Origin of the sequence: Nocardioides astragali (assembly GCF_024436375.1) — a bacterium.
Classification (GTDB): Bacteria; Actinomycetota; Actinomycetes; order Propionibacteriales; family Nocardioidaceae; genus Nocardioides; species Nocardioides astragali.
This window is the reverse complement of sequence record NZ_JAFMZM010000003.1, coordinates 372,394-391,497: the sequence shown is the minus strand read 5'-3', so window position 1 is coordinate 391,497 and position 19,104 is coordinate 372,394. Positions and strand designations below refer to the sequence as shown.

Below are 19,104 nucleotides of genomic sequence, written 5' to 3'. Positions count from 1 at the left end.
GGCTCAGGAGCGCTCGGCCCACCACGCCCGCAGCGCGGCCTCGGCCTCGTCGGGCGTCTGTGGCCCCTCGTCCATCCGCAGCTCGAGCAGGAACTTGTACGCCGCCCCCACGTCGCGGCCGGGTCCGACGCCGAGGATCTCCATGATCTGGTTGCCGTCGAGGTCGGGCCGGATCGAGGCAAGCTCCTCCTGCTCGGAGAGGCGCGCGATCCGCTCCTCGAGCGAGTCGTACGTGCGGCGCAGCCGGTCGGCCTTGCGCTGGTTGCGGGTGGTGCAGTCGGCGCGGGTGAGGATGTGCAGCCGCTCGAGCTGGTCGCCCGCGTCGCGGACGTAGCGGCGTACGGCGCTGTCGGTCCACTCGCCCGAGCCGTAGCCGTGGAAGCGCAGGTGCAGCTCGACCAGCGTGGCCACCGCGTCGATCTCGGCCTTGGAGAAGCGCAGCGCCTGCATCCGCTTGCGGGTCAGCTTGGCGCCCACCACGTCGTGGTGGTGGAACGTCACGATCCCGCCCTCCTCGAAGCGCCGCGTCTTGGGCTTGCCGACGTCGTGCATCAGCGCGGCGAAGCGGGAGACGAAGTCCGGTCCTCCCCCGAGCCGGTGCTCGAGGTCGATCGACTGCTCGAGCACCGTGAGGGTGTGCTCGTAGACGTCCTTGTGGCGGTGGTGCTCGTCGCGCTCGAGCGCGAGGGCAGGCAGCTCGGGGAGGACGTGGTCCGCCAGGCCGGTCTCGACCAGCAGCGTCAGGCCGAGCCGGGGATGGGGCGCGCAGACCAGCTTGACCAGCTCGTCGCGGATCCGTTCGGCCGAGATGATCTCGATCCGCCCGGCCATCTCGGTCATCGCCTCGACCACGTCGGGAGCCACCGAGAAGCCGAGCTGAGCGGCGAACCTGGCCGCGCGCATCATCCGCAGCGGGTCGTCCGAGAAGGAGTCCTCGGGCTTGCCGGGTGTGCGCAGGACCCGCTCGGCCAGGTCGACGATGCCGCCGAAGAGGTCGACGAACTCCCGGCCCGGCACCCCGACCGCCATGGCGTTGATCGTGAAGTCGCGTCGTCCAAGGTCGCCGGCGAGGCTGTCGCCGAAGTCCACGTCGGGCTTGCGTGACGTGGGGTCGTAGGTCTCCGAGCGGTAGGTGGTGATCTCCACCTGCCACGGGCCCTTGCGGCAACCGATGGTGCCGAAGTCCCGACCCATGTCCCAGACCGCGTCGGCCCAGCCGGAGACCAGGCGCTCGGTCGCCTCGGGCCGGGCGGAGGTGGCGAAGTCGAGGTCGTTCTGCAGCCGACCGATCATCGCGTCGCGGACCGGGCCGCCCACCAGGGCCAGCTCCTCGCCGGCCTGGGCGAAGAGCGCGCCGAGCTCGTCGATGACCGAGCCGATGCGGTCCAGCTCCGCCCCGACGCGGCGCTGGATCTCGACGATCGTGAGCGGGGGCAGGGCGGCGTCGGACACGACAGGCCATTCTACGTGCGGGCCCGTGCCCCACCGGCATCTGGGACTGCGTCATCTAGAGTCGGGCCGTGCCCCGCCCGTCCGTGCTCCGCGCTGCCCTGGCGGGGCTCCTGACGATCGGGTTCGTCTGTGGCGCCGCACTGGCGCCCGCAGTTGCCGCTCCCGCGGAGGAGCCCGACCCGCTGCTGGTGCACATCGACGCGATCAGCCCCGTCCTGCCAGGGCGCGGCGAGGTCGAGATCAGCGGCACGGTCACCAACACCAGCGACGAGACGTTCACCCGGGTCAACCTGCACGCCTTCTCCTCACAGACCCCGATCCTCGACTCGATCCTGCTCTCGCAGTCAGCCACGATCGACCCGAACGCCGACGTCGGTCCGCGGGTGACCGTGCCCGGGACGTTCGACACCGTCGACGTGCTCGTGCCCGGCGAGACCGCGCCGTTCTCCGACTCCGTCCCGGTCGAGCTGCTGGGCATCCCGGACCAGGACGGCGTCTACTGGATCGGGATCCACGCGCTCGGAGACAGCTCAGTCCCGCGTGACATCGTCGCCGACGGACGCGCCCGCACCTTCATCCCCGCCCGCCCGAGCACCAACCGCGCGCAGGAGGCCGCCGTCATCCTGCCGGTGCGCAACCGGGTGTGGTTCGACGCCGACGGACGGGTCGGCGGCACCGAGCGGTGGGCGCGACGACTCGCCGATGGCGGCAGTCTCGACGGAGCGCTCGACATGGCGGACTCGGCTGGCTCCACGCCCTACAGCTGGCTGGTCGACCCTGCCGTCCTGCTGGCGCTCGCCCGTCTGGCGGCGGGCAACGTGCCGCGCAGCCTCGCTCCTGAGTCCACCGTGGCCGGCGAGGAGCCGACTCCGACCGAGACACCGACCGACGGCGAGACCGCGAGCGACCCGGCGGAGACGCTGACCCCGACGGCACCGCAGACCACGGACCCGCCGAACGAGGAGGACGCAGCCCTCGCTGCGGCGGCGTCCGCCTGGCTCGCCAGGTTCAAGCTGCTCGTGGGCACCAACCCGGTCCTGACCCTTCCCTACGGTGACCTCGACCTGTCGGCCGCTGTCCGCAACGACCGCACGCGTGTCGACCAGGCGCTGGCGCGGGCCGCTGAGGTGATGGCCGGGCTCGGCCTCCCGTCGCGGCCCACCGTCGCGCCAAGCAACGACGTGCTGAGCCCCGAGGCGATCGCCGCCATCCCCGGTGGCACGACGATCCTGCTCGGGGACAACGCGTTCGCGATCCCGCCGAGCAGTCCCACCTCGGTCGTCAAGCTCCTCGGTCACGAGGTCGTGGTCACGAGCACCGGCGCCGAGGCCGGCGGCCCGGGACCCACGGCGGCCAACGACCCGCTCGCCCTGCGGCAGCGGCTCCTCAGCGAGGCAGCCCTTCGCCTGGCCAACCGGGACAAGGCCCCCCTCGTCGTCACCCTGCCGACGGTGTGGCGCGGCGAGGACGCGGCATCGTTCTTCACCGAGCTCGAGCGGTCCTGGCTCGACATCGTCCCGGTCGCGGACGTCGCGGACCGCTGGGCGAGCGGCGTCCCCGCCTCGCTCCTCGCCTACACCGACTCCGACCTGGCCGAGGAGCTCGATGCTCGCAACTTCGCCGCCGCCACCCGTGCCACCGACACGGCGGCCCTGGTCGAGGAGGTCCTCACCCTCCAGACCACGATCATGGGCCAGGTCCGCGACGAGGTGCTGGTCACCCTGTCCGAGCAGCACCGACCGCGGCCGCGCCTCGCGGAGCGCGCGTCGGCGCGCGTCGAGGATGCGCTGCGCGACGAGCTGGGAAAGATCGAGATCGAGGCACCCACCTCGGTGACGCTGTCCAGTGACTCCGGCAAGCTGGGCGCGACGCTGGTCAACGGCCTCGACCAACCGGTCACCGTGCGCGTCCAGGCGACCACCGACGGTGACCTGACGCTGACGGGCGGCGGAGTCCGCGAGCTCGGTCCCCTCGCCCGCAGCGTGCTGCGCTACGACGCCTCCACGACCCAGCCGCGTGTCCACCACGTCCGCCTGACCGTGACCAGCGTCGACGGTGTCCCCCTCGGCTCAGCCGACGAGCTCCCCATCCGCGCGGCCCGCGTCAGCGCCCTGATCTGGATCGCGATGGCCCTCGGCGCTCTGGTCCTCTTCGGGATGATCGGCTACCGGCTGCCGGGCCAGATCCGCAGTCGGCGCGCGGAGCTCGCCGCCGCCCAGCGGACGGAGGCGGAGCCGCCGCCGGACGAGCACGTCGCCGCGGAGCGGTCATGAGCGCACGGGCATGAGCGAGCAGCGCATCCTGGCCTCCTCGGCCGTGATGGCCGCCGGCACTGTCGTCTCCCGGGCGTCCGGCTTCGTCCGGAGCGCGCTGCTGGTCGCGGCTCTCGGGGGCGTGCTGCGTGCAGACCTGTTCACGATCGCCAACACGCTGCCCAACATGGTCTACATCCTGCTCGCGGGCGGGATCTTCAACGCCGTGCTCGTCCCCCAGCTCGTCCGCCGGATCAAGGACGACCCCGACGGTGGGGACGCCTATGCCAGCCGTGTCATCACGCTCTCGGCGCTCTTCCTCGGGGCAGTGACCGCGCTGCTGGTCGTCCTGGCGCCGCTCCTGCTGCGCGCCTACCTCGATGGCCGCTTCCTCGACCCTGACCGCGTCGCCCACCTCGAGTCGATCGTGGACCTGACGCGCTGGTGCCTGCCCCAGGTGTTCTTCTACGGGATGTACGTCCTGGTCGGCCAGGTGCTCAACGCGCGCGGCCGGTTCGGCCCGATGATGTGGGCCCCGATCGCCAACAACATCCTCTCCATGGCGATGCTGGCGGCCTATCTCCTGGTGTGGGGGCCGGTCGGCGACGGCCCCGCCCGTCTCGACGCGCTCGACACGACCCAGGAGACGTTGCTCGGCCTCGGCTCGACCCTGGGCATCGTCGCGCAGTGCCTCGTGCTGCTGCCCTACCTCCGCGCCTCCGGCTTCACCTACCGGCCGCGCTTCGACTTCCGTGACCCCGAGCTCAGGCACACCCTGTCGCTGGGCGTCTGGACGTTGCTCTTCGTGGTCGTCACGCAGGCGGCGTACCTCGTCGTGGTCCGGCTCGCGTCCGGCGGCACGGCCGGGGGCGACCCCGACGGCACGGGTCTGACCGTCTACTCCAGCAGCCTGCTCATCATGATGGTGCCCCACTCGATCGTCACGGTCTCGCTGGCGACGGCGATCCTGCCGCGCCTCTCCGCGATGGCCCACGAGGACCGGCTCGAGGAGCTGGGCCGGACCGTCGGCTCGACCCTGCGTACGTCGCTCGCGCTGGTGCTGCCATTCGCCGTGATCCTCCCGGTCGTCGCGGGCGACGCCGCCGGGTTCGCGTTCGGCTGGGGCGGCGGGGAGGACACGGCCGCCGCGTTCGCACCGACGCTGGCGCTCTTCGGTCCCGCCCTGGCCGTGTTCACTGTCCACTACTTCATGCTTCGCGGCTTCTACGCCATGGAGATGACCCGGCTGGTCTTCCTCATCCAGCTCGCCGTCTCGTTGACCAACGTCCTCGTGGCCACGGCGCTCGTCCCCTCCCGCCCGGCCGAGGAGACGGCTCCGATGCTCGCCGTGGCCTACCTGTCGTCGTACGCCGTGGGTGCCGTCGTGAGCTTCGTGGTCCTGCAGCGCACGGTCGGCGGGCTCGAGGTGCCCCAGCTGGTCAGGTTCCTGGTCCGGATGGCGCTCGTGCTCCTGGCCGCCGGCACGGCAGCGTGGCTCGTCGAGCTGTCCATGTCCGGGCTCGGGGAGCGCCCGGGACCCCTGCTCGCGCTCCTCCGCGGCGGGCTCGCCGGGCTGGCCGGCGGCCTCGTCGCACTGGCGGGCGCGCGCCTGCTCCACGTGCGCGAGGTCACGACCCTGGTCGACACCGTCGCGGCGAGGCTGCGACGCGGCTGAGCCCTGAAGTCCCGGATCGGGGCCGTCTTCCGGGACGGCGGGGCGCACCCGGCGAAGGACCGGCGATTCGGGGGTCGGACTCCCTACGATGACGGTGAGCGACGAAAGTGGGCCAGGACAGGTGGAGAGCGAGGTGAGGATGCCGAGATCCATGCAGGCCGGTGACGTGCTCGCCGGCCGCTACCGGCTCGACGACCTGCTGGCCGAGAACGGTGCAGGCCGGTTCTGGCGCGCCCACGACCTCGTCCTGCGCCGGCCGGTGTCGCTGCACGTGCTCGCCGCCGACGACGAGCGTGCCGAGCCGCTGCTCGAGGCCGCGCGCGGCGCCGGGCCGGTCATCAACCGGCGGATGCTCCGCGTCCTCGACGCGGAGGTCGCCGACGGGCGCTGCTACGTCGTCAACGAGTGGGGCCAGGGCGAGTCGCTCGACAACCTTCTCGCCCGCGAGGGTCCGCTGTCCCCGCGGCGCGCGGCCTGGCTCGTCGCGGAGGTGGCCGACGGCCTCGCCGAGGCGCACGCCGCCGGGCTCGCTCACGGTCGGCTGGTGCCCGAGAACGTGCTGATCGACCAGCACGGCCAGGTCCGCATCATCGGCTTCGGGGTCGATGCCGCCCTCCACGGGTTGGCGCCGGGCCGGATCGCGGTCGACGAGATCGACCTCGCCGGCCTCCTCTACTGCGCGCTCACCGGCAAGTGGGCGGGCATCTCCGACTCCGCGCTCCCAGCGGCACCGGAGGTCCACGGTGAGGTGCTGCGCCCACGACGGGTCCGCGCGGGCATCCCCCGCATGCTCGACGCCCTCTGCGACCAGGTCCTCAACCCGGAGCAGGCGCCCGGCGAGGGCAGCACCGACTTCACCGCCCGTCGCATCTGCGACCTGCTCCAGGACTACCTCGGGGACCACACCGGCACCCAGGTCCCGGTGCAGGGACCACGGCTCCCAGCACCTCCCTCAGCCCCCGCCTCCCCCACGACCGTTGCCGCCATGCCGCCGACCGGGCCCACTGACGAAGCGACCGACGAGTCGTCGGGTGAGCCCTCGGGTGAGCCTCCGGCCGCACCGGCTGACGAGCCGGCCGGCCCGCCGGAGGCTGAGCCCGGGAGCACCGAGGTGCACCCCGCGGTCGCGGCGCACGAGCCGACGCCCGTCACCGACCTCCCCACCCAGGCCGGCATGCCGGTCTTCCACGACGACGACGAGGTCGACTGGCTGCGCGCACGCGCAGAGCGTCCGGCGCCCCCGCCGCCGCTGGACGAGCCGGAGCCCAAGCCGCTCTTCGCGCCCGACCCGCCTGCCGGTGAGCCCGTACGACGTCCGCGTCCCGGCGCCCGCGCGGCCTCGGCCGACCCGGACTACTGGCCCTGGGACGTCTCCCAGGGCTCCGGCCGTGACTCCGGCCAGGACTCCGGGGTCCGCCCGATCGGCCGCGACACCGGCTCGTGGGGATCCGGCGCCTGGACCGGGGACCGCTGGGGCACGGGCGACGGCCTCGACGACACCGGCGAGCAGGTGCCGGGACGCAGCTGGATCCGCCTCGCGATGATCGTCGGGGTGTGCGTGCTGGTGATGGTGGCCGCGGTGGCGGCCTACCAGCTCGGCCTCAGGCCGCCCACGTCCGACCCGGGCGACGACGCGACCGCCTCGGCGACCCCCAGCGTGACTGAACCCACCCCGTTCACTGACCTCTCCGCCGACGACTTCGACCCGCAGGGCTCCGAGCCGCGCGAGGAGAACCCCGACGATGTCCCCAACGTCCTGGACGGCGACCCCGCCACGTCGTGGAGCACCTCCAACTACTTCCAGAACTTCGGTCCCGCCGGGCTCAAGACCGGCGTCGGCCTGGTCGTGGACCTCGGTGCCACCAAGGGCGTGCGCGAGGTCGTGGTGACCACCGAGGGCGAGACCGCGCTGGCGGCGTACGTCACCTCCGAGCCGCCCACCGGCATCGCCGGGCTGACTCCCGTCGGCACGACGTCCGGCACGGGAGAGCTGACGATCAGCCTCGACGAGGCCGTCTCCGGTCGCTACGTCACGGTCTGGTTGACCCTGCTGCCGCAGGTGGGCGACGAGTTCCGCGGCACCATCTCCGAGGTGCAGGTGCTCGGATGACCACTGTCCGATGACCACCCCCATGAGTGAGCAACGCTCCGACCAGGAGCTGCTCCAGGCACACGTCGACGGCGACACGGAGGCGTTCGGCGAGCTCTTCGCCCGTCACCGCGACCGGCTGTGGGCGGTCGCCCTGCGCACCATGGGCAACCCGGAGGACGCGGCCGACGGCCTCCAGGACGGCATGATCGCCGCGTTCCGCCGGGCCGGCTCCTACCGCGGCGAGGCCGCCGTGACCACGTGGCTGCACCGCGTCGTCGTCAACGCCTGCCTCGACCGCATCCGCGCCGCGAAGATCCGGCGCCTCGAGGCGCTGCCCGACGACGTCGAGGACCGCGGCACCCTGGTCGCCGCCGCGGCGCACGCCGACCAGCCCGACGTCGCGGCTGAGGACGCCGAGCGTCGACGTCGGGTCCTGGAGGCGCTCGCCACGCTCCCTGCCGACCAGCGTGCCGCGCTCGTCCTCGTCGACATGGAGGGCTACCCGGTCGCGGAGGTCGCCGAGATGCTGGGCTGCGCGGAGGGCACCGTGAAGTCGCGGTGCTCGCGGGGCCGGACCAAGCTCGCGACCCTCCTGATCGACCTCCACCGACCGGTCGGTGACCCGCCTCACGGGAACCCGCCCCCTGACGGTCCCGTCCAACCCACCGTGCGGCCTCGAGGCCCACCCGGCCCCTGACCCCCCGCCACTGCGCTTCGCCCCGCACCCCGATCCGCACCCCGACCCGATTCCGAGGAGGTGACCCGATGACCGATCCCTCTGGCCTGACGCCCGAGCAGGACGCCGTACGACGCCTGCTCGCCGACGCCCGCCACGACGGATCCACTCCCCCGGAAGTCGTCGCGCGCCTCGACGAGGCCCTCGCCTCCCTCGTCTCCGAACGCGTCTCCGAGCGCGTCTCCGAGCCCGTCTCCGAGCGCGAGAGGGCCCCCCGCGCGACCTCCGCCCCGGTCGTCGACCTCGGCACCCGGCGCAGGCGCACGGTGGGGATCGGGCTGCTCGCCGCGGCGGCCGTCGTGGTCGCCGGGGTGGCCATCGGGCAGGGCCTCCCCCGCATGGAGGGCAGCGACGGCGGCTCCGCCGACTCCGCATCCGCGGGCGACAGCTCCCTGGCCGAGTCCGACGACTCCGGCGGCGCGGGCAGCCAGTACGACAACGGCGGCGCCGAGGAGGGTCCCCAGTCCTTGAAGAGCACGACAACCGCTCCCCAGGCCGCCGGCCTCCCGACCTTGTCCTCCACCGACGCCGACCTCGACGACGACCTCCTGGACCTGCGGTCGAGCGCCGCGGACGGGTCCGAGCGCTCCGAGGTCGCCGGTGCGCTGAGCGGCTGCCACCTCCGCGGGATCGGCCGCGGCCGCCAGGTGGTCGCGCAGGTCGACGGCCAGGTCGGGATCGTGGTCTTCCGGCGCCCGGACGGTGCCGCCCAGCCGGTCGACCTCTACGTCTGCGGCAGCCCCGAGCCCGTGCGTACGCTGACGCTGCCCGCACCCTGACCGGCCGCGCCCCGCGGAAAGAACGCTGGCCTACGATCGGTTGAGCACGTCGTACGAGACATCTGATCCAGCCCCGTCCCCGCAGGAGTGACTGACCCACATGAGCGACACCACCGCCCCCGACTCGGCGACGCGCAACGTCATCATCATCGGCTCGGGGCCCTCGGGCTACACCGCTGCGGTCTATGCGGCGCGTGCCGCCCTCGAGCCCCTCGTCTTCGAGGGCTCGGTCACCGCGGGCGGTGCGCTGATGAACACGACCGAGGTGGAGAACTTCCCCGGGTTCCGTGACGGCATCATGGGCCCGGCGCTGATGGACGAGATGCGTGCCCAGGCCGAGCGCTTCGGTGCCGAGCTGGTCTCCGACGACGTCGTCGAGGTCGACCTCACCGGTGACGTCAAGGTCGTCAGGACCGCCACCGACACCTACACCGCGCGGTCGGTGATCCTCGCGACCGGCTCGGGCTACCGCAAGCTCGGCCTGCCCCGCGAGGAGGAGCTCTCCGGCCGCGGCGTCTCGTGGTGTGCCACCTGCGACGGGTTCTTCTTCCGCGAGCAGGCCATCGCCGTCGTCGGCGGCGGCGACTCCGCCATCGAGGAGGCCACGTTCCTCACTCGCTTCGGCTCCAAGGTCTACCTGATCCACCGCCGCGACGAGCTGCGCGCGTCCAAGATCATGCAGGAGCGCGCCTTCGCCGACCCCAAGCTCGAGATGGTGTGGAACTCCGAGGTGGCCGCCATCAACGGCGCCGACCGGCTGGAGTCGATCACCCTGCGTGACACCGTGACCGGCGCGGAGCGCCAGCTCGACGTCACCGGGCTCTTCATCGCGATCGGCCACGACCCGCGCTCGGAGCTGCTCACCGGCCAGGTCGACCTCGACGACGACGGCTACGTGCTCGTGCACCACCCCTCGACCGCCACCAACCTCCCGGGAGTCTTCGCGGCCGGGGACCTGGTCGACCACCACTACCGCCAGGCCATCACCGCCGCCGGCACCGGTTGCGCCGCCGCCCTCGACGCCGAGCGCTTCATCGCGGTCCTCGACCACCATGCCTCGACTGCCGGCGACGCCGCCGCGACCCTGGCTGCGGTCACTGAAGAGGTGCAGACAGCCGGCGCCTGACCAGCTCGGCCACCTCGCGCGGCTCGTCGACCCACAGGCCCACCCGGGTCACGGTCGTCGGGCCGTGCGGCGTCTCCAGCCGGGTCGGACCCGTCAGCACCACCTCGAGGTTGGTGCGGCTGCCGACGCCGACGAGCAGCAGCGCCTCTGGCTCCTCCCCCTCGACGTGGACGGACCTGAGGATGCCCGGCAGCTCGTGCTCGACCCGCCTGGTGCCGGCGATGCGTTCCAGGGGTACGTCGACCCGGGCGTGGATGCCGTCGCGCACCTGCAGCGCGTGCTCGCCGAGCAGGTGGGGTCGCACCCGGTAGGCGGCCATCATCCCCAGCATCCACATCAGGCCCCACACGCCGAGGACGAGGAGCGGCACGCGCAGCGGTGCCCACCAGCGGCTCAGCACGACGTCGAGCACGATCACCTCGACCGCGGAGCCGAAGATCCACAACCAGAGCACGGGTGCGACGAGCCGGGAGTAGCCGATCGGCACGGTCCCCCGCGGCACCTCGGGATGTCGGGCGATCCAGCGGACCAGCGCCCGGTAGAGCGTGAGCTCCAGCCGCAGCGCGGCCCAGGCAAGCCTCAGCGCGCGGCGTACGCCGTCCCTCATGTGCCCTCCTCCATCAGGCGGGCGAACCGCTGGGTGGTCTCCTCCAGCACCTCGGCGAAGGCGGCGAGGCGGTCGTCGGGGACGTCACCGAACAGCTGCTGCGCCAGGTCGGCGTGCGAGCTCACGAGGTCGTCGATGGTGCGCGTGCCGAGCTCGGTCGGGGTCACCAGGGTGGCGCGACGGTCGCCCGGATGGGGTTGTCGGGTGACGTGACCGCTGGCGACGAGACCGTCGACCAGCCCGGTCACGTTGCGGGGCGTGACGTCGAGCGCCGCCGCGAGCGACTGTTGGGTCGACGGGCCGGACGCGCCGAGCACCCACAGCAGGTGCACGCGCGAGGTGGTGAGGCCGTGCTCCCGCTCGAAGCGGCCGAGATCGGCCTGCACGAGAGTGGCGAGGTGCAGCACCCGGTCGAGGACGGCTGTGCGGTCGGTCATGTCGTGAATCTACTTCACGATGTAGGTCATGCACTAGTTCGGGCGTCCCGTCGCGTCGGGAACATCTGTCCGAGGGGTGGTGTTGACTGGACATCCCCCCGAACGACCAACGACTGACACCCATGAAAGGGGCAAGTTCCGTGGCCAACATCGCCGCCGTGACCGACGCCGAGTTCGAGGCGCAGGTCCTCAAGTCCGACAAGCCCGTCCTGGTGGACTTCTGGGCTGAGTGGTGCGGTCCGTGCCGCCAGGTCGCCCCGATCCTCGACGAGCTCAACACCGAGCACGGTGACAAGATCACCTTCCTCAAGATGAACGTCGACGAGAACCCGGTGACGCCCTCGTCCTACCGCGTGACCGGCATCCCGACGATCAACGTCTACCAGGGCGGCGAGGTCGTGAAGTCCATCGTGGGCGCCAAGCCCAAGGCCGCTCTGCTCCGCGAGCTCGAGGGCCTCATCTGAGTTTCGAGGCTCGCTGCGCTCGCACCTCAACCACCGAACGCAGACGCTAGTCGCCCGAGGCGGCCCGCACCGATCCGATCGGGCGGGTCGCCTTGTGCGCGGGGCGTACGGCTCCCCACATCCGCTCCAGCGCGAGCTCGACCTCGTCCTTCCAGCTCAGCGCCGTGCGCAGCTCCATCCGCATCCGCGGCGTCGTCGGGTGGGCCCGCTGGGTCTTGAAGCCGACGCTGCCGAAGAACTCCGCGGGCAGCACGCAGCCGCGCGTGCGGCCACGGGTGTCGCCGTACGCCTCGATCGCGGTCTGTCCGCGCTGGACCAGGTCGGCAGCCATCGCCTGCACCAGCAGCCGTCCCAGCCCGCCCCCTCGATGGCTGGGCTCGATCCAGGCGGTGGCGGCCACGATGGCATCGGGTGATGTCGGCGCGGTCGGCAGCGTCGCCGCCCCGGGAAGGCGTGCTGCCGGCGCGTAGACGATGAAGCCCACGGTCTGCCCGTCGACGCGTACGACACGCCCGCACGAGCCCCAGTCACGCAGGACGCTCGAGAGCCAGTTCTCCTTCTCGGCGATGCGTTCCTGCTCGTCCAGCCGCGCACGGTCGACCGGGCTGAGCTCCCAGAAGAGGCACGAGCGCACCTGGTCGGGCAGCTCCGCGAGGTGGTCGACCGTCAGGCGGGCGGTCTTGCGGGACACAACCCTCATGCTAGCGGCGTACCGCGCCTGAGAGGATGAGCCGTGCGCCCGATCCGACAGAGCAAGAAGCTGCAAGGTGTCCGCTACGACGTGCGCGGACCGATCCTCGTCGAGGCGCAGCGGCTCGAGGCAGAGGGACACCGCATCCTCAAGCTCAACATCGGCAACACCGCGCCCTTCGGCTTCGAGGCTCCGGAGCAGATCCTGGCCGACATGATGCACCACCTGCCGCAGTCGACCGGGTACGCCGACTCGCAGGGCATCTGGTCGGCCCGGACCGCGGTCATGCACTACTACCAGTCCCACGGCCTGCGCGACGTCGGCGTGGAGGACGTCTTCATCGGCAACGGCGTCTCCGAGCTCATCTCGATGGTGCTGCAGGCCTTCGTCGACGACGGCAACGAGATCCTGGTGCCAGCCCCCGACTACCCGCTCTGGACCGGCGCCGTGACGCTGGCCGGTGGCCTCCCGGTGCACTACCGGTGCGACGAGGACAACGGCTGGAACCCCGACCTCGCCGACATCGAGGCCAAGATCACCGAGAACACCCACGCCCTGGTGATCATCAACCCCAACAACCCCACCGGCGCCGTCTACAGCCCGGAGACGGTCAAGGGCCTCGTCGACATCGCGCGCCGCCACCAGCTCGTGGTGATGGCCGACGAGATCTACGAGAAGATCCTGTTCGAGGACGCCCAGCACCACCACGCGGCCACCTTCGGCGGCAACGACGTGCTCACCCTGACCTTCTCGGGCCTGTCCAAGGCCTACCGCGTCTGCGGCTACCGCGCCGGCTGGGTGATGATCTCCGGCCCGAAGGAGATCGCCACCGACTTCCTCGAGGGCCTCACCCTGATCGCCAACATGCGCATGTGCGCCAACGTGCCCGCCCAGCACGCGATCCAGACCGCGCTGGGCGGCTACCAGTCGGTCGAGGAGCTCATCGGGCCGGGCGGCCGCTTCTACGAGCAGTCGATGCTGGCCCACCGCCTCCTCAACGAGATCCCCGGTGTCTCCAACGTCAAGCCGCGCGGCGCGCTCTACTGCTTCCCCCGGCTCGACCCGGACGTCTATGCGATCGAGGACGACCAGGAGTTCGTCCTCGAGCTGCTGCGGGCCAAGAAGATCCTCGTCACCCACGGCACCGGCTTCAACTGGCCCACCCCCGACCACTTCCGCCTGGTGACGCTGCCCGAGGCGAGCGTGCTGGAGGAGGCCATCGGCCGGATCGCGGACTTCCTGTCCACCCGGCGGTGACCCGAGCGCCCCAGCGGCGCTGTCCGCGCTGTGAGTCCCCGGTCACCATGGCTCGCGGCCGGGTGCGGGGCGCCCTAGGCTTCGGCCCATGCGCGATGTGACCTACCCGCCGATCATCGTGACTGCGAAGACGGCCTTCAGGGCCCTGGGCCAACGCTTCCAGATGACCGGGACCGAGCACGTTCCCCGTGAAGGCGGTGTCCTGCTGGCCTTCAACCACATCAGCTACGTCGACTTCGTCTACGGCGGCTTCGCCGCCCACCCCTCGCGTCGGCTGGTCCGGTTCATGGCGAAGCGGGAGATCTTCGACCACCGTTGGGCAGGCCCGCTGATGCGCTCGCTCCACCACATCGAGGTGGATCGCGGCGAGGGTGTGGCCAGCTTCCACACGGCCGTCGAGCACCTCCGCGCCGGTGAGGCGGTCGGCATCTTCCCGGAGGCGACGATCTCGCGAGCCATGGAGCTCAAGGAGTTCAAGACCGGCGCCGTACGCATCGCGGCGGAGGCCGGCGTACCCCTCGTTCCGGTGATCCTGTGGGGCACCCAGCGGATGATGACCAAGGACCACCCGCGCGACTTCTCGCGCGGCAAGACCATCTCGATCAGGGTCGGTGAGCCCCTGCACCCGACCGGCGAGAGCTCCGTGGCGCAGACGGCGGAGCTGAAGGCGCGGATGTCGCAGATGCTGGCGGAGTCGATCGCCGAGTACCCCGCCGAGGAGCAGCCTCCCGGGTCCTGGTGGGTCCCCGCCTCGATGGGCGGCTCCGCCCCCACTCTCGAGGAGGCCGCCGCGCTGGACGCCGCCGAGAAGCGCGAGCGCGCGCGCAAGCGGGCCGAGAAGCGGGCGAAGAAGCGGACAGGGAGACAAGCAGACAAGTAGACCTGTCGACAGGTCAACTTGTCGCTTTGTCGACATATCGTCGCGAGTTCACGCTCAGGTCGCGGTTCAGTCGGCGACTCCCAAGGATTTTCGACGCGCTCGTACGACCTCGCAGGCTCGGTCGTGTCGCTTGCTCAACCTGGCCGGCCTACGCGCGCTGCTGGTTCCTCGCAGGTCGCTGGCCGTCTCAGATCGGTCGGTCGTCGCGGTTGCGCGGATCCATGATGTCGACGATGCGGCGCAGGTCGTCGAGGCTGGCGAACTCGACGGTGATCTTGCCCTTGGACTTGCCCAGGTCGACCTTGACCCGGGTCTCGAGTCGGTCGGAGAGCCGGTCGGCGAGCTCGGACAGCCCGGGAGCGACCGGCTTGCGGCGGACCACGCGGGGAGCGTCCTCTGCCTCGACGCCGAGGGAGACGATCTCCTCCAGGCCGCGCACGGAGATGCCCTCGGCGGTGACCCGCGCGGCGAGCTTGTCCTGCAGGCCGGCATCGTCGACGCTGAGCAGGGCCCGGGCGTGCCCGGCGGACAGTACGCCGGCAGCCACCCGGCGCTGGACGGCCGGGGAGAGCTTCAGGAGCCGCAGCGTGTTGGAGATCTGCGGGCGCGAGCGCCCGATGCGCTGGGCGAGCTCCTCGTGCGTGCAGCCGAAGTCCTCGAGCAGCTGCCCGTAGGCAGCCGCCTCCTCCAGCGGGTTGAGCTGCGAACGGTGCAGGTTCTCCAGCAGCGCGTCGCGCAGCATGTCGTTGTCGTCGGTCTCGCGAACGATCGCGGGGATCGTGTCGCGACCCGCCTCCTGGGAGGCGCGCCACCGGCGCTCACCCATGATGAGCTCGTAGGAGTCGTCGCCCGTCTTGCGCACGACGACCGGCTGCAGCAGGCCCACCTCGCGGATGGAGTGCACGAGCTCCGCCAGCGCCTCCTCCTCGAAGACCTGACGCGGCTGGCGGGCGTTGGGCCTGACCTGGGTGATCGGCAGCTCAGCGAAGTAGGCCCCCGCCACCACGCCGCCGGCCACGGGCGCAGCGGCGCCACTCGGGTCCGCCCCGTGCCCCGGCCCGGCCCCGTTGGTAGGGCTGGCTGCCGAGTCGTTCGAGGTCTCGGTGTCCGAGGTCGGCGCGGGCTGGCTCGGGGTGGTCGGGATCAGCGAGCCCAGGCCTCGCCCGAGGCCCCGGCGGGGCGGGTTGGCATTCATGCAGGAGCTCCCTTGCTGGCGATCTCACGGGCGGCCTCCAGGTAGGAGAGTGCTCCCGCCGAAGCCGGATCGTAGGTCATCACGGTCTGCCCGTAGGACGGCGCCTCGGACACCCGGACCGAGCGCGGCACCGCCGTCTTGAGGACCTGGTCACCGAAGTGGCTCCGGACCTCGTCCGAGACGCCCGCTGCGAGGCGGGTGCGCGCGTCGTACATGGTGAGCAGGATCGTGGAGACGATGAGCTGGGGGTTGAGGTGCTGGCGCACCATCTCCACGGTCTCCAGGAGCTGGCCCAGTCCCTCGAGTGCGTAGTACTCCGCCTGGATCGGGATGAACATCTCCCGGCCGGCGACGAGGGCGTTGAGGGTCAGCAGACCCAGGGAGGGTGGGCAGTCGACGAAGACGTAGTCGAAACGCTCGTCGCCGATGGCCTCAGCGGTGCCCACCAAGGGATGGGCGCTGATCGCCCGGGCCAGGCGCTGCTCACGCGCCACGACGCTGACCAGCTCGATCTCGGCGCCGGCCAGGTCGATGGTGGCCGGCACCACGAAGAGCCCCGGGAGGTCGGCACACTCGGTGATGACGTCGGCCAGCGGCTGGCCGTCGACCAGCATGTCGTACGTCGACGGCACCCCTCGATGGTGGTCCACCCCGAGCGCGGTGGAGGCATTGCCCTGGGGGTCGAGGTCGATGACGAGCACCTTCTGACCGAGCTGCGCCAGGCCGGCCGCCACGTTGACGGTGGACGTCGTCTTGCCGACGCCGCCCTTCTGGTTCGCCACGACGAGCACCCGGGTGGCGTGGGGCCGTGGTACGCCCTGGCGTCGGAGGCCCCCGGTCCGGGCCAGCACCGAGTGCTGCGCGGCTTGGGCCAGCGGAGTGCCGTGGTCATGGAAGGTGTCGTCCTGCTCCGCGATGTCGGCAGCGGTTCGCACCTGCCAGACGGGCCGTGTTTCACGTGAAACGGCGCCATCCTCTGTTTCACGTGAAACATTCTCGACCTGTGGATGAACTGGCCCGCCCTGTGGATAGTCCCGCTCAGCGGGCGGCTCGGCCGCGGTGGAAAACTCGTCCGAGGCGTTGTTCGCCGCGCGCCAACCCAGGTCCTCGGGGGGATCTCCGGTCACGTCAGAACACCTCTCATCACTTCACTGCACGCTGGTCACGCCGCTGGCGGCGCCGCTTGGATTCCAGGGCGAGGGGCCAACCTATCTGCGAAGGGTCGGCCCACGGCACCCGCACTACGGTCGTGGGCGGGTCCACGACACCTGTACCCACCTCCAACACGTCGGGAACACCGCAGCGCCACCTGGTCAGGAACGCCTCGGCGGACGCGATCTCGTCGCGGACGGACTGGCCCTTCATGGCCACCATGGCCCCGGTCGGCGCCACGAGCGGCATCGACCACCCGAGGAGTCGCTCGAGGGGAGCCACGGCTCGAGAGGTGACGACGTCGAACGTCCGCTGCCCGTGCAGGTCCTCCGCGCGGCCGCGTACGACGGTGACGTGGTCCAGGCCCAGCTCGGCGACGACCTCGTCGAGGAACGTCGTACGCCGCAGCAAGGGCTCGACCAGGGTCATCGTCAGGTCCGGACGGGCGATCGCCACCACCAGGCCAGGGAGACCTGCCCCCGTACCGATGTCGCAGACCGACACCCCGTCGGGGATCGCCTCCGCCAGGACGGCCGAGTTGAGGACGTGCCGGTCCCACAGGCGGGGCGCCTCGCGGGGACCGATCAGGCCGCGTACGACGCCCTCCGTGGCAAGGAGCTCGGTGTAGCGGACGGCCAGCTCAAGCCGCTCGAACGCGAAAACCCTCCGCGCCGACTCGGGCACGGAGGGTGGTTTCGAGACGGGCCCCGAGGGGGCCCTCCTCAACCCATCGGTTTCACGTGAAACGTCGTCGCTCACGCGGGCAGGATCACCACGTGACGCTTCGGCTCGGCGCCCTCCGACTCGGAGGTGAGGCCGGCGGCCGCGACGGCGTCGTGCACGACCTTGCGCTCGAAGGCGCTCATCGGCTCCAGGGACATGGGCTCGCCCGACTCCTTGACCTCGGCGATGGACTTCTCCGCCAGGGCGACCAGGCGAGTGCGCTGCGCGGCGCGGTGCCCACCGACGTCCAGCATCAGTCGCGACCGCTCACCGGTCTCGCGGTAGACCGCCAGGCGGGTCAGCTCCTGCAAGGCCTCGAGGACCTCGCCGTCGCGACCGACGAGCAGGCTCAGGTCCGCGCCACCGATCTGGACGCTGGCGCGGTCGCCCTCCACGTCCATGTCGAGGTCGCCGTCGAGGTCCGCGATGTCGAGGAGCTCCTCGAGGTAGTCGGCCGCGATGTCGCCCTCCTGCTCGAGGCGCTGCACCTTGGAGGGTCGGCTGGTCTTGCCGGCGTCCTCGACGTCATCCGTACCGCCGGCCTCGGACTCGATCTCGGTCTCAATCTCGACGGATTCGTCGTCGGTCATCTGTTCACTCACGTGCGTCTCCTGCTTCATTCGGGGTGCGATACCGCGGGCGGCACGCAGAGAATCGTGGGGTCAGCGCTTCTTCTTCTTGGTCCGCTGGGCCTTGGTCTGCCGCTGCGGCTGCTGGCGCGGAGCCTTCACCTCGGTGACCACGGGCGCCTCGGTCACCTCGGGCTCGAGCGTGATGCCCTTGCGGGCCGCCTTCGCCTTGACGCGCTCCTCCTTGGCCGCGAAGGCCGGAGTGCCGGGAGCCGGGTTGTTGCGGATGACGTAGAACTGCTGGCCCATCGTCCACAGGTTGGAGGTGGTCCAGTAGAAGAGGACGCCGACCGGGAAGGCGATGCCGCCGACCGCGAAGACGACAGGGAGGACGTAGAGCAGCATCTTCTGCTGCTGGGCGTAGGGACCCGACAGCGCGTCGGCCGGCATGTTCTTGCTCATCAGCTGGCGCTGCGTGAGGAAGGTCGTCGCGGTCATCGCGAGGACGAGCACGGCAGCCAGCACCCGGACGCCCATGTCGTCGGTGTTGAGGAACGTGTCGGAGATCTTCGCACCGAGGAAGATGGCGTCGCCGAACTGCGTGTTGAGCTGCTCGGTCATCAGGCCGCGCTCGTGTGACGGGTCCTTGGCCGCCTGGTCGATCAGGCGGAACAGAGCCAGGAAGATCGGCATCTGCAGCAGGATCGGAAGGCACGAGGAGAACGGGTTGGTGCCCGAGTCCTTGTAGAGCTTCATCGTCTCCTGGGCGAGCCGCTCCCGGTCGTGCCCGTACTTCTTCTGCAGCTCACGCACCTTGGGCTGGATCAGCTGCATGTTGCGGCTGGACTTGATCTGCTTGACGAACAGCGGGATCAGCGCGATCCGGATCACCAGCGTCAGGCCGATGATCGACAGCACCCAGGCAACGCCGGAGGACTCGCCGAAGACGTTGCCGAACAGCTTGTGGAAACCCACCAGCACCGCGGAGATGACGTAGTAGAGCGGCGCCATGATCGC

General features: G+C 71.2%; 18 protein-coding genes. 9 read left to right on the top strand and 9 right to left on the bottom strand.

From position 1 onward, the window contains the following. Nucleotides 1–3 precede the first annotated feature (3 nt). Complete coding sequence (locus J3P44_RS10985; RefSeq protein WP_255890378.1) at nt 4–1,452, bottom strand: CCA tRNA nucleotidyltransferase; 1,449 nt, start codon at nt 1,450–1,452, stop codon at nt 4–6. 68 nt (nt 1,453–1,520) lie between these two features. Between J3P44_RS10985 and J3P44_RS25500 the strand changes: the two genes are divergently transcribed. The 6 genes from J3P44_RS25500 to trxB all read left to right on the top strand — a co-directional run bounded on the left by J3P44_RS25500 (nt 1,521) and on the right by trxB (nt 10,112). Further along, the gene (locus J3P44_RS25500; RefSeq protein ID WP_255890377.1) at nt 1,521–3,725 is read left to right on the top strand and encodes a DUF6049 family protein; all 2,205 of its coding nucleotides are present in this window, start codon (nt 1,521–1,523) and stop codon (nt 3,723–3,725) included. Nucleotides 3,726–3,735: 10 nt separating this feature from the next. Then, nucleotides 3,736–5,379, top strand: coding sequence for a murein biosynthesis integral membrane protein MurJ (murJ, locus tag J3P44_RS10975; RefSeq protein WP_255890376.1), 1,644 nt, complete (start codon nt 3,736–3,738; stop codon nt 5,377–5,379). Nucleotides 5,380–5,530: 151 nt separating this feature from the next. After that, nucleotides 5,531–7,489: a protein kinase family protein gene (locus J3P44_RS25045; RefSeq protein ID WP_305122276.1), complete on the top strand. Its 1,959-nt coding sequence runs from the start codon at nt 5,531–5,533 to the stop codon at nt 7,487–7,489. A gap of 22 nt (nt 7,490–7,511) precedes the next feature. Next, nucleotides 7,512–8,168, top strand: coding sequence for an RNA polymerase sigma factor SigM (gene sigM / locus J3P44_RS10960; RefSeq protein WP_255890372.1), 657 nt, complete (start codon nt 7,512–7,514; stop codon nt 8,166–8,168). Nucleotides 8,169–8,236: 68 nt separating this feature from the next. Continuing rightward, nucleotides 8,237–8,986, top strand: a complete 750-nt coding sequence (locus tag J3P44_RS10955) for a hypothetical protein (RefSeq protein WP_255890371.1) — start codon at nt 8,237–8,239, stop codon at nt 8,984–8,986. A 100-nt stretch (nt 8,987–9,086) separates the two neighbouring features. Further along, the gene (gene trxB, locus J3P44_RS10950; RefSeq protein WP_255890370.1) at nt 9,087–10,112 is read left to right on the top strand and encodes a thioredoxin-disulfide reductase; all 1,026 of its coding nucleotides are present in this window, start codon (nt 9,087–9,089) and stop codon (nt 10,110–10,112) included. Here the strand turns inward: trxB and J3P44_RS10945 are convergent. Both J3P44_RS10945 and J3P44_RS10940 read right to left on the bottom strand, forming a co-directional pair. Beyond that, nucleotides 10,081–10,719: a hypothetical protein gene (locus J3P44_RS10945; RefSeq protein ID WP_255890369.1), complete on the bottom strand. Its 639-nt coding sequence runs from the start codon at nt 10,717–10,719 to the stop codon at nt 10,081–10,083. The two genes, trxB and J3P44_RS10945, sit on opposite strands and share 32 nt — an antisense overlap. Next, nucleotides 10,716–11,156 (bottom strand): MarR family winged helix-turn-helix transcriptional regulator, encoded by a 441-nt coding sequence (locus J3P44_RS10940; protein WP_255890368.1) that lies wholly within the window; start codon nt 11,154–11,156, stop codon nt 10,716–10,718. The genes J3P44_RS10945 and J3P44_RS10940 overlap by 4 nt, the downstream gene beginning before the upstream one ends. A 122-nt stretch (nt 11,157–11,278) precedes the next feature. Here J3P44_RS10940 and trxA point away from each other — a divergent pair, with 122 nt between their 5' ends. Continuing rightward, nucleotides 11,279–11,620: a thioredoxin gene (gene trxA, locus J3P44_RS10935; protein ID WP_372496558.1), complete on the top strand. Its 342-nt coding sequence runs from the start codon at nt 11,279–11,281 to the stop codon at nt 11,618–11,620. A 46-nt stretch (nt 11,621–11,666) separates the two neighbouring features. Here the strand turns inward: trxA and J3P44_RS10930 are convergent, their stop codons facing one another. Beyond that, nucleotides 11,667–12,311, bottom strand: coding sequence for a GNAT family N-acetyltransferase (locus J3P44_RS10930; protein ID WP_255890367.1), 645 nt, complete (start codon nt 12,309–12,311; stop codon nt 11,667–11,669). Between the two features lie 42 nt (nt 12,312–12,353). Between J3P44_RS10930 and J3P44_RS10925 the strand changes: the two genes are divergently transcribed. Continuing rightward, on the top strand, nt 12,354–13,568 hold the full coding sequence (locus tag J3P44_RS10925; protein ID WP_255890366.1) for a pyridoxal phosphate-dependent aminotransferase: 1,215 nt from the start codon (nt 12,354–12,356) through the stop codon (nt 13,566–13,568). A gap of 88 nt (nt 13,569–13,656) precedes the next feature. Beyond that, nucleotides 13,657–14,448 carry a lysophospholipid acyltransferase family protein gene (locus J3P44_RS10920; RefSeq protein WP_255890365.1) on the top strand — a complete coding sequence of 264 codons (792 nt, stop codon included), beginning with the start codon at nt 13,657–13,659 and terminating at the stop codon, nt 14,446–14,448. A 187-nt stretch (nt 14,449–14,635) separates the two neighbouring features. Here J3P44_RS10920 and J3P44_RS10915 read toward each other — a convergent pair whose 3' ends face one another. The 5 genes from J3P44_RS10915 to yidC form a co-directional block, all read right to left on the bottom strand. Further along, the gene (locus J3P44_RS10915; RefSeq protein ID WP_255890364.1) at nt 14,636–15,643 is read right to left on the bottom strand and encodes a ParB/RepB/Spo0J family partition protein; all 1,008 of its coding nucleotides are present in this window, start codon (nt 15,641–15,643) and stop codon (nt 14,636–14,638) included. Beyond that, nucleotides 15,640–16,578, bottom strand: coding sequence for a ParA family protein (locus J3P44_RS10910; protein WP_308212254.1), 939 nt, complete (start codon nt 16,576–16,578; stop codon nt 15,640–15,642). Before J3P44_RS10910 ends, J3P44_RS10915 begins: the two co-directional genes overlap by 4 nt. Before the next feature lie 208 nt (nt 16,579–16,786). Continuing rightward, entirely contained in the window at nt 16,787–17,479 is a 693-nt protein-coding gene (gene rsmG, locus J3P44_RS10905; RefSeq protein ID WP_255890363.1) for a 16S rRNA (guanine(527)-N(7))-methyltransferase RsmG, read from the bottom strand. A gap of 71 nt (nt 17,480–17,550) precedes the next feature. Continuing rightward, on the bottom strand, nt 17,551–18,138 hold the full coding sequence (locus J3P44_RS10900) for a Jag family protein (protein WP_372496557.1): 588 nt from the start codon (nt 18,136–18,138) through the stop codon (nt 17,551–17,553). Nucleotides 18,139–18,180: 42 nt separating this feature from the next. After that, entirely contained in the window at nt 18,181–19,098 is a 918-nt protein-coding gene (yidC, locus tag J3P44_RS10895; protein ID WP_372496572.1) for a membrane protein insertase YidC, read from the bottom strand. Nucleotides 19,099–19,104: the final 6 nt, after the last annotated feature.

What these genes read in the sequence shown, in the direction of transcription:
- murJ (WP_255890376.1), top strand. Translation starts at nt 3,736, where the DNA reads ATGAGCGAGCAGCGCATCCTGGCCTCCTCGGCCGTGATGGCCGCCGGC.
- J3P44_RS25045 (WP_305122276.1), top strand. Translation starts at nt 5,531, where the DNA reads ATGCAGGCCGGTGACGTGCTCGCCGGCCGCTACCGGCTCGACGACCTG.
- sigM (WP_255890372.1), top strand. Translation starts at nt 7,512, where the DNA reads ATGAGTGAGCAACGCTCCGACCAGGAGCTGCTCCAGGCACACGTCGAC.
- J3P44_RS10955 (WP_255890371.1), top strand. Translation starts at nt 8,237, where the DNA reads ATGACCGATCCCTCTGGCCTGACGCCCGAGCAGGACGCCGTACGACGC.
- trxB (WP_255890370.1), top strand. Translation starts at nt 9,087, where the DNA reads ATGAGCGACACCACCGCCCCCGACTCGGCGACGCGCAACGTCATCATC.
- J3P44_RS10945 (WP_255890369.1), bottom strand. Translation starts at nt 10,719, where the DNA reads ATGAGGGACGGCGTACGCCGCGCGCTGAGGCTTGCCTGGGCCGCGCTG.
- J3P44_RS10940 (WP_255890368.1), bottom strand. Translation starts at nt 11,156, where the DNA reads ATGACCGACCGCACAGCCGTCCTCGACCGGGTGCTGCACCTCGCCACT.
- trxA (WP_372496558.1), top strand. Translation starts at nt 11,279, where the DNA reads ATGAAAGGGGCAAGTTCCGTGGCCAACATCGCCGCCGTGACCGACGCC.
- J3P44_RS10920 (WP_255890365.1), top strand. Translation starts at nt 13,657, where the DNA reads ATGCGCGATGTGACCTACCCGCCGATCATCGTGACTGCGAAGACGGCC.
- J3P44_RS10915 (WP_255890364.1), bottom strand. Translation starts at nt 15,643, where the DNA reads ATGAATGCCAACCCGCCCCGCCGGGGCCTCGGGCGAGGCCTGGGCTCG.
- J3P44_RS10900 (WP_372496557.1), bottom strand. Translation starts at nt 18,138, where the DNA reads ATGAAGCAGGAGACGCACGTGAGTGAACAGATGACCGACGACGAATCC.
- yidC (WP_372496572.1), bottom strand. Translation starts at nt 19,098, where the DNA reads ATGGCGCCGCTCTACTACGTCATCTCCGCGGTGCTGGTGGGTTTCCAC.